At 65.4% G+C, this 2824-nt stretch carries 4 protein-coding genes; all 4 read left to right on the forward strand.

Annotated elements, in window-relative coordinates; genetic code table 11:
* Positions 1-606 (forward strand): methyl-accepting chemotaxis protein (locus tag B3873_RS15335; protein ID WP_286867116.1); only part of this gene is annotated, 606 nt, incomplete at its 5' end.
* A 75-nt stretch (positions 607-681) separates the two neighbouring features.
* The gene (locus B3873_RS15340) at positions 682-1257 is read left to right on the forward strand and encodes a chemotaxis protein CheW (RefSeq protein WP_209533566.1); all 576 of its coding nucleotides are present in this window, start codon (positions 682-684) and stop codon (positions 1255-1257) included.
* 211 nt (positions 1258-1468) lie between these two features.
* Positions 1469-2251, forward strand: coding sequence for a CheR family methyltransferase (locus B3873_RS15345; protein WP_286867120.1), 783 nt, complete (start codon positions 1469-1471; stop codon positions 2249-2251).
* Positions 2248-2824, forward strand: a 577-nt coding sequence (locus B3873_RS15350) for a response regulator (RefSeq protein ID WP_286867118.1), incomplete at its 3' end; no start/stop codon positions are given. The genes B3873_RS15345 and B3873_RS15350, both read left to right, overlap by 4 nt.

Consider the following 2824-nt stretch of genomic DNA (forward strand, 5'->3'; position numbering starts at 1 on the left):
GACATCGCCTACCAGACCAATCTGCTGGCGCTCAACGCTGCCATTGAAGCGGCCCGCGCCGGCGAGCACGGCAAGGGCTTTGCGGTGGTCGCGGCCGAAGTGCGCAAGCTGGCCGAACGCTCGCAGACCGCCGCCCAAGAAATCATCGCGGTGGCCGAGAACAGTGTCGGTCTGGCCGAAAAGGCCGGCGGCCTGCTCAACCAGATGGTGCCCTCGATCCGCAAGACCGCCGACCTGGTGCAGGAAATCGCCGCCGCCTCGGCGGAACAGTCGACCGGTCTGGAACAGATCAACAATGCCGTGCACCAGATGGCGCAGACCACGCAGATGACGGCCTCGGCTTCCGAAGAATTGTCGGCGACCTCGGAAGAGATGAGCGCACAGGCCATCCATCTGCAGGACCTGATGCGCTTCTTCCGCGTGGATGAATTGCAGAAGCCTGGCGTGCGCGGTGCGGCCGGTGGCGTACCGGAATCCGGCGAGCGGCGCGGCAGACGCGCTCAGTCCGCTGCGCAGGGCGGGCGCGAGAGCACGCGCCGCCTGTCGATGCTGGATGTGGATGAGGATGCGCCGGGCGTGGATGAATCCTCGTTCAAGCGTTTCTGAGGAGCGTGCCATGGCGTTGAACTTGTCCCGTATCAATCCGCCGCGCGCACAGCGCGGCAGCAAGGAGAGCAGGCCATGCCCAGCGTATCGTTGAATGGCGAATCCGTCCGCAAGCGGCAGCAGGAAGAGGTCATCGAAAGCCGCCAGTTCCTGACCTTCCTGGTCGGAACGGAAAGCTTCGCCATGCCCATCGCCAGCATTCGCGAGATCATCGAATTCGGCGGCCTGACCGAAGTGCCGCTGATGCCTGATTTCCTGCGCGGCGTGATCAACCTGCGCGGCTCGGTGGTGCCGGTGATCGACCTGTCGGTGCGCTTCGGCCGTGCCCCCACGATGGAGGCCAAACGTACCTGCATCATCATCATGGAACTGGTCCAGGACGAGCAGCTGCTGTTGCTGGGCGTGATGGTCGATGCGGTCAGCGCGGTGCTGAGTATCGGTGTCGATCACATCGAGCCGCGCCCGTCATTCGGTGCCGGCATCCGCGCCGATTTCATCGAGGGCATGATCAACGTCAATGAGCGTTTCATCGTCGTGCTCGATGTGCAGCGCGTCCTGTCGGTGGACGAACTGGCGAGCCTGCTGGGCATGAGTGCCGAGGATGCGCTGGGCGGTGTGCCTGTGCTGTCGGCAGAAACGGAAAGGGAGTAGGCCCATGCTCCAACCCGGCAACCTGGCAGGCAGCAGCGACAGCACGCAAGGCAGCAGTGCCGGTGTGGCCACGGCTGTTGGCAGCGTGCCGGGTCTGCATGCCGGACGTGGGGCTCAGGCGGCGTCTGCGGCCGTCATTCCGGTGACGCCGGTAGTGGCCGCCATCGCACCGGCCAGCGGGTGCGCCGACCCCGAGGTCAGCGATCACGACATGCTGCTGTTCCAGAAACTGTTCAAGCAGGATATCGGGCTGCACCTGCCCCTGTCCAAGAAGGCCCTGCTGCAGAGTCGTCTCAGTCATCGGCTGCATGAGCTCGGCCTGCGCGGGCTGGCGCAGTATCACCGCCTCATCACGAGTGCCGAGGGGGTCGAGGAACGCCAGCGCGCCATCGATCTCATCACCACCAACGAAACCTATTTCTTCCGCGAACAGGGCCATTTCGATTTCCTGACGCAGGATCTCCTGCCACGCTGGCGCGACCGCGAGCATCTGCGCGTCTGGAGCGCGGCCAGCGCCACCGGTCAGGAAGCCTATTCGCTGGCCATGCTGCTGGACCATCACCGGCCCGCCGGCAGCTGGTCGATATTCGGCTCCGACATCAGCACGCGCGTGCTGCGCTTCGCGCGCCGCGCGCTCTATCCGATGGCGCGCGGGCAGAACATTCCGCGCCTGTATCTGCGCCGTTATTGCCTGCTCGGCACCGGCGAATACGAAGGCCATTTCCTGGTACAGGCAGACCTGCGCGCCAAGGTCGAATTCGCCCGGCGCAACCTGACTGCGCTGCACGAACACGACGATGGCCTGTATGACCTGATCTTCCTGCGCAACGTCATCATCTACTTCGATTGCGAGACCAAGCTGCAGGTCTTGCGCGACGTGATCGCGCGCCTGCGGCCGGGCGGCTACCTGGTGGTCGGCCATTCGGAATCGCTGCACGGCATGGAGCTCGATCTGCTGATGCATTCCCCTTCCATCTACCGGAGGCCGCCATGAACGCACCATCAGCCATCCGCGTGATGGTGGTCGATGACTCCTCGGTGGTGCGCCAGCTGGTACAGCAGCTGCTGGCGCAGACTGCCGACATCCGCGTCATCGGGACCGCGCCCGATCCGGTGTTTGCCTTGCGCAAGATGCAGCAGGAGTGGCCGGACGTGATCCTGCTCGACATCGAGATGCCGCGCATGGATGGCATTACCTTCCTGCGCCAGATCATGGCCAGCAGGCCCACGCCGGTCATCATGTGCAGTGCGCGGGTCGGCGGTGCCGGTGATATCACGGCCGAAGCACTGGCCGCCGGTGCGGTGTCGGTGATTGCCCGTCCGCAACTGGGCGTGCGTGATTTCCTGCATGAAGCGGTCACCGAACTGGCCTGCGCCATCCGGGCTGCGGCGCTGGCCGGGGCCGGCGGCAGGGGCGCGGTGGCGGCCGCCGCGGCACGGCCCGTGTCACCCGTGCTCAAGCTGCGCCCGGTCAAAGCAACCGCTCGCGAAATGCTGCATGATGACGGCTGGGCTGCGGTGCTGCAGCGTCATACTGCCGATGCGGTATTGGCAGCGCCGGGGCCGG

It is taken from the genome of Herbaspirillum sp. UBA812 (assembly GCF_002296545.1).
GTDB lineage: Bacteria > Pseudomonadota > Gammaproteobacteria > Burkholderiales > Burkholderiaceae_D > Herbaspirillum > Herbaspirillum huttiense.

What these genes read in the sequence shown, in the direction of transcription:
- B3873_RS15340 (WP_209533566.1), top strand. Translation starts at nt 682, where the DNA reads ATGCCCAGCGTATCGTTGAATGGCGAATCCGTCCGCAAGCGGCAGCAG.
- B3873_RS15345 (WP_286867120.1), top strand. Translation starts at nt 1,469, where the DNA reads ATGCTGCTGTTCCAGAAACTGTTCAAGCAGGATATCGGGCTGCACCTG.